The organism is Saccharopolyspora sp., from assembly GCF_017434145.1.
Lineage (GTDB): Bacteria > Actinomycetota > Actinomycetes > Mycobacteriales > Pseudonocardiaceae > Saccharopolyspora_C > Saccharopolyspora_C galaxeae.
This window is the reverse complement of sequence record NZ_JAFRFW010000919.1, coordinates 1-6,012: the sequence shown is the minus strand read 5'-3', so window position 1 is coordinate 6,012 and position 6,012 is coordinate 1. Positions and strand designations below refer to the sequence as shown.

The window sequence follows — 6,012 nt, the reverse complement described above, 5'->3', positions numbered from 1 at the left end:
CGACGACGGGCCCGGAAAGCGCTTTGCGGGGATTCCACTCACGGAGTCGCAGGATTCGGGGAAAGCACGCTGCGTCTCCCGGACCGGCGCGAGCCGCCCCGCGCTCAGCGCGGCATCTCCGGCGGCTCGCGCCGCATGCGTAGCGGTTGCCGACCACTCGGGGTGCTCTCGAACGTTTCACTTGAGGCGGCAGCCAGCGACGACCGCCTGCTGCAGCACCGCCACCGGAAACACCACAGTGGACGGACTCGGTTCCGGAACCTGCTGCGACCTGTGAAGTGTTTTCCAGCGCCTTTTGGGAAACACCCTTGCTACCGGCCTCCCCCGCGAGGTGGCGAAACGAGCCCGGCTCGCGAGGACCGGTTGCGGGCGACCATCCGGCACCGGCCTGCGGTGGTCCGACGAACCCGGCACGAGCGAGGAGTTGCCACATGGAGCGCACACGGCTCGGAAGTTCCGGGCTCTACGTGTCCCGGCTGGCGCTGGGCACCATTCCGTTCGGTTCCGGCGGTGGGTTCGAGAAGATCGCGGGTGTGCGCGGAAGCGACGCCGAATACCAGATCCGCGAGGCGCTGGACCGCGGCGTGAACTTCATCGACACCGCCGACATGTACTCGGCCGGAGATGCGGAACGGGTGCTGGGCGAGGTCCTCGGCAACACCCGCGACGACGTCATCCTCACTTCGAAGGCGCGAATGCCGGTGGGCAGCGGTCCCAACGACTCCGGCGCCACGCGGTACCACCTGACCCGTGCCGTGGAGGACAGCCTCGCGCGCTTGCGGACGGATCACCTCGATCTGCTCTACGTCCACCAGTGGGACGGGCAGACTCCCATCACCGAGACCATCACCACGGTCAACGAGCTGATCAAGGCCGGCAAGGTTCGGTACTGGGGCGTGTCCAACTTCAACGCGTGGCAACTGGCCAAGACGGTGTACGAGGCGCGGCTGGCCGGCCTGGAAGGCCCGGTCGCGCAGCAGGTGTACTACACCCCGGAAGCCCGCGAGATCGAGTACGAGATCATCCCCGCGGCCCGCGACCTCGGGGTGGGAACCTTCGGGTGGAGCCCGCTCGGAGAGGGGCTGCTGGGCGGCAAGGTGCGGCGGGGGCGCGAGACGCCGTCCGACACCCGGCAAGGCGCGGGCTGGCCCGAACCGCACGTGGTGGACTGGGACCGGGCCTACGACCTGATCGAGCTGTTCGACGAGATCGCCGCAGGACTGGGGTGGACGATCCCGCAGGTGGTGATCTCCTGGATCCTGGGCCGTCCCGGCGTCAACGGCACCGTGATCGCCGCACGCGACCCCCAGCACTTGAAGGCGGACCTCGAAGCCGCGGAGCTCGAGCTGCCGCAGCAGGACCGCGACCGCATCACCGCGGCCTCGCAGCTGCCTGCCTACTATCCGCTGTGGCACCGGATGATGACCGCCCAGGACCGGCCCGAACCGGCCGAGGCCGAGTACTACCGGGAACAAGCGGCGAACGTCTTCGGGGAGCAGAAGTAGCTCGCTTCGCCGAGGCTACTTCTGCAACGCGGCCTCGCTCGGCAATGCGGCCCCTTGGGAGATGAGCTCGATACCGCGTTCGTAGTCCTCGTCGGCGCCGTAGGTCAGCACACCCACGCAGCTACCCGAGCTGGCGTACCAGATCGTGAATGCTCCGTCGCTGTGCTCGTGAACCCGGGCGTCGTCGTATCCGTCTCCCCACGCGGCGTACTTCAGGGCTCGTCCACCGAGGTCGGTCCAGAAGCCGGGCGGGTTGTCCCAAACCCGGTCGTCGCCGGCCGCGTTGCGCCCGGCGAGGTCGCCCATGGTGAGCGCCTCACCCCAATGTTCGACGAGCAGCGGCCTGCCCGCCGTCGCGTTGTGGGCGAGCGCCACGTCCCCGGCTGCGTACACGTCCGGTGCGGTGCTGCGCATCCGGGCGTCGGTGAGAACGCGGCCCTCGGCAGTGGCGAGCCCTGCGTCCGCGGCGAGTTCCACGCGTGGTCGGATGCCTGTCGCCAGCAACACGATCTCGCTGTCGATCGTTCTGCCGTCGGCGAGCTGCAACTCGGGTCCGTCTGCGATCTGGTCGACCTTCGCCGACAGCTCGGTCCGGATGTTCTCCTCGTGCAGCCAACCGAGTATGCGCCCGCCGGCCACGGCTCCGAGCCTCCGTTGCTGCGGCAGAACATCCGGTGCCGTCAGCGTCACGGTTTTGCCGCGCCGCGCCAGCGAAACCGCCGCTTCGCACCCGATGAATCCCGCGCCGACGACGGCCACCTTGCTCGCGCGTTCCGTCATCGCGCGAAGCGTGCGTGCGCTGTCCAACGACCGCAGCGTCCGGACGGATTCGCGATCGGCACCCGGCAGCGGCGACGACGGGCGTGCGCCGGTTGCCAGGATGCAGCGCTGATAGCCGAACGTCCGGCCGCTTCGGGTGCGGACCACATGCTCACCGGGCCGCAGAGCTTCGACCGGCTCGTCCAAACACAACTCGACGTCGCAGCGGTCGTAGAACTCCTGCTGCTCGATGGGGAGATCGGATTCGTCGAACTCTTCGCGCAGGAACTCCTTGGAAAGGGCAGGCCGGAAATAGGGCGCCGCGGTGTCCGCGGAGAGCACCACTACCCGACCGGTACCACCGGCTGCGCGGTAACCACGAGCAGCGGATGCGCCCGCGGGACCGCCACCGATCACCACAACTGTCGCGTGTTCATCCGGCATCGTAGGCGGTCGTACCCCGAGACGTCGGCGTTTATGCCTGGCGCTCACAGGGCATGGCGGCAGCATGGTTGCCGTAGAAGAAGCTGCCACCGGCCGCACAGCCGTCTCGGCATTCGAAGCGGTCGCCGACGAGGCCGTCTCGCAATGCCTGCGCCAGGGTTCGCGGCGACCCGACGACCACCGGCGGCGGTGGCGGTACCTCTGCTCGATCGGCGCTGACGACCTGGACCTCGCCAGGTTGGTCGAAGCGCACGTGGATGCCGCCACGATCAACTTCGAACTCGGCGGTCCGCCGGTGCAGCCGGGGCAGTACTGGGGAGTCTGGGCGGCGGAGTCGCCGTCATCTCGCGTCGAGGGACTCGTCGACAACCGTGGCGCATGGCAGCTTTCAGGTACCAAGCAGTGGTGTTCCGGAGCCACCGTGTGCACGCACGCGTTGATCACCGCGCATTGCCGGGACGGGCCTCGTCTCTTCGCCGTCGACTGCGGTGACGGTGTCGTCCCGGGAGAACCCAGTTGGCAAGGCGTCGGCATGGCCGGTAGCGACACCAGGCACGTGACACTGCACGCGGTTCCGGCCGTCCCCGTCGGCGGACCAAGCGCTTACCTCGATCGGCCCGGTTTCTGGTACGGCGCGGTCTCCGTAGCCGCGTGCTGGCTCGGTGGCGCGGTCGGCATCGCCGGGCCGTTGTACCGGGCGGGCGCACGCGGGCGGCTCGACGAGCACGGACGAGCGCACCTCGGCGCTGTCGACGCCTCCCTCGCCGGGAGCCGCTGGGCGCTTTCCTCGGCGGCGGAAGAACTTTGGGACGACGCGAACACCGGACACGTGACGGCCCTGCGGGTGCGGGCCATCGTCGAAGACACGACGCGAGTGGTGATCGACCGCGTCGGCAGGGCGCTCGGCCCGGGCCCGCTGGCGACCGACGGCGAGCACTCGCGCCGCATCGCGGATCTGACGACTTACGTGCGGCAGAGCCACGCCGAGCGGGACCTTGCCGCGCTCGCCGAGTTGCTCGACGAATCCGACGGGGACCGGTGAGCCATGCGCGATCTTTCCGGAACGGGCACCGCGGAAGAACGCTGGCGCCGCTGGCCGCAGCTGTGCCCTTCCCGGCGTCTCGACACGATGCCGGAAGAAGTGATCGTCGTCGCGCCGCACCCGGACGACGAGGTGCTCGGCGCAGGCGGAACATTGGCTCGATGGGCGCGCGCCGCTTCCGCGATCACGCTCGTCGCCGTGACCGACGGTGAACGGTCCCACCCGGACAGTCCAACGTGGTCGGTCGACGCGATGGCGCACCAACGCCGCGCCGAAAGCGAAGCGGCATGGGCGCGGCTCGGGCTGGATTTCCGGCGGGTCGTACGGCTGATCGTCGGCGACGGCGAAGTAGCCGGCAGCGAGTCAGCACTCACCTCCGCGCTGGCCCGACTGTCCACACCAGACACATTATTGCTGGCGACATGGCCGGGCGACGGTCATCCCGACCATGAAGCGGTCGGCAGGGCAGCACGCCGCGCGGCCGGCATCGCCGGATGCGGGTACGCCTGCTACCCGGTTTGGATGTGGCATTGGGCTGCGCCCGCCGACCCGCGGGTTCCCTGGCATCGCGCCCGATCGGTCGCGCTGGAGACCGAGTTCGCAGCGGCCAAGCGTTTCGCGGCAGGAGAATTCGTTTCGCAGACGCAGCCGTTGTCGGCATGCCCCGAGGACCGGCCGGTGCTACCCGATTACGCGCTGGACCGGCTGCTGCGCGAGTTCGAGGTGTTCTTCGTATGAGCACCGGACAAGCGGAGGAATCGCTCGGCGCCGCCTACTTCGCGGCGAAATATCAGGCCAGCACCGACCCGTGGCAGCTCTCCGACAGCTGGTACGAGCGGCGAAAGTACGCTTGCACGACAGCGCTGCTCCCGCGGGAGCACTACAACAACGCGTTCGAACCGGGCTGCTCGATCGGGATACTGTCCGAAGTGCTTTCTCGCCGTTGTGGCCGGTTGTTGTGCTGGGACATCGATGATCGTGCCGTCGAGACCACGCGTCGGCGGCTGGCTCCCAAGCCCGGAGTCACCGTGGAAGAAGGCGCGGTTCCCGGCAACTGGCCGAAATCGACGTTCGACCTGATCGTCGTCAGCGAACTCGCCTACGACCTGTGCGCGAACGACCGCCGTGCACTGTGGACGGCGGCCGCGGCAGGCTTGCAGCGCGGCGGCACCCTCGTCGCCGTGCACTGGCGCCCGGCATGCGCAGAACATTGTTGCAACGGCGACACGGTGCACGACGAACTACGTGCTGACCGGCGGTTCGTGCCGCTCGGCTGCTACAGCGAACGGGATTTCGTCATCGACCTCGTCACGACCAACGAGCAAGGCGGCAGATGAACCGGACACCACGCGCCATCGCCGTCATCATTCCAGCGCGCAACGAGCAGGACACCATCGCCGAGTGCGTCCGGTCGGTCAGGGCTGCGGCGAGCCAGTTGCCCACCGACGTGTCGTTCGCAGTGCTCGTCGTCGCGGATGCATGCACGGACAGCACCGCGCGCCGCGCAGCACACGGCGGCGCGTTCACGTTGCCGATCAACGGATCCAACGTCGGTCGCGCGCGGGCCGTGGGCGCGGAGGCGATGCTGCGCCGGTGGGGCAGCAACGGGGTGTGGATCGCCTGCACCGACGCCGATTCCGTCGTACCGCTCAACTGGCTGGTCGCTCAGCTCGAGGCTGCGGCGAGCGGCTGGGACGCGGTCGCGGGGACGGTCCGGATCGCCGACGAAAACCTGCACGACGCCTTCGAGCGCCACTACCGCCCCGTAGCCGGGCATTCACACGCGCACGGAGCGAACCTGGGCGTGCGCGCGGACGCATACCTGCGAGTGGGGGGTTTCCCACCCTTGGCGACGGGAGAGGACGCGGGCCTGCTCACCCGCTTGCACAGGCGGAACTTCCGGATACTGGCGACCGTCGAAGAACCTGTGCGTACCAGCGCGCGCTTGCACGGACGGGCCCCTGCGGGATTCGCCGAGAACCTCCGTTCACTGGCGCCCTAGTTCTGAGCGGCGCTCGACCGTTGAGTCGACGTGCCGGAGGCGCTTGTCCGCCGTGCTGCGGCATAGCCAACGCGCGCCCCGGGTATTCGAAAAGGGCACCACTTCGGTGCACACGACGCGAGGAGGTTGTCAGTGGCACTCGACGACGATGACATGCGGACCACGGGCAGCGGCGGCACTGAGGGTCCGGCCGATTCCGGAGCGGGTCGCGGCACACCGGGACAGCACGACGGCGGCGCCGACGGCGGAGCCGACTCCGG

The 6,012-nt window shown here is 69.0% G+C and carries 6 protein-coding genes; 5 read left to right on the top strand and 1 reads right to left on the bottom strand.

Features of this window, described 5'->3' with window-relative positions; translation table 11 throughout:
• Positions 1–431: 431 nt before the first annotated feature.
• Entirely contained in the window at positions 432–1,505 is a 1,074-nt protein-coding gene (locus IJH84_RS24835) for an aldo/keto reductase (protein ID WP_295149690.1), read from the top strand.
• A 15-nt stretch (positions 1,506–1,520) separates the two neighbouring features.
• Here IJH84_RS24835 and IJH84_RS24830 read toward each other — a convergent pair whose 3' ends face one another.
• The gene (locus IJH84_RS24830; protein ID WP_295149688.1) at positions 1,521–2,708 is read right to left on the bottom strand and encodes an NAD(P)/FAD-dependent oxidoreductase; all 1,188 of its coding nucleotides are present in this window, start codon (positions 2,706–2,708) and stop codon (positions 1,521–1,523) included.
• Between the two features lie 64 nt (positions 2,709–2,772).
• Here IJH84_RS24830 and IJH84_RS24825 point away from each other — a divergent pair, with 64 nt between their 5' ends.
• The 4 genes from IJH84_RS24825 to IJH84_RS24810 are packed head-to-tail and all read left to right on the top strand — an operon-like array spanning position 2,773 to position 5,752.
• Entirely contained in the window at positions 2,773–3,750 is a 978-nt protein-coding gene (locus tag IJH84_RS24825) for an acyl-CoA dehydrogenase (RefSeq protein ID WP_295149687.1), read from the top strand.
• A gap of 3 nt (positions 3,751–3,753) precedes the next feature.
• Positions 3,754–4,488 (top strand): PIG-L deacetylase family protein, encoded by a 735-nt coding sequence (locus tag IJH84_RS24820; protein ID WP_295149685.1) that lies wholly within the window; start codon positions 3,754–3,756, stop codon positions 4,486–4,488.
• Positions 4,485–5,087: an SAM-dependent methyltransferase gene (locus tag IJH84_RS24815; protein WP_295149683.1), complete on the top strand. Its 603-nt coding sequence runs from the start codon at positions 4,485–4,487 to the stop codon at positions 5,085–5,087. Before IJH84_RS24820 ends, IJH84_RS24815 begins: the two co-directional genes overlap by 4 nt.
• Positions 5,084–5,752, top strand: a complete 669-nt coding sequence (locus IJH84_RS24810) for a glycosyltransferase (protein WP_295149681.1) — start codon at positions 5,084–5,086, stop codon at positions 5,750–5,752. Before IJH84_RS24815 ends, IJH84_RS24810 begins: the two co-directional genes overlap by 4 nt.
• Positions 5,753–6,012: the final 260 nt, after the last annotated feature.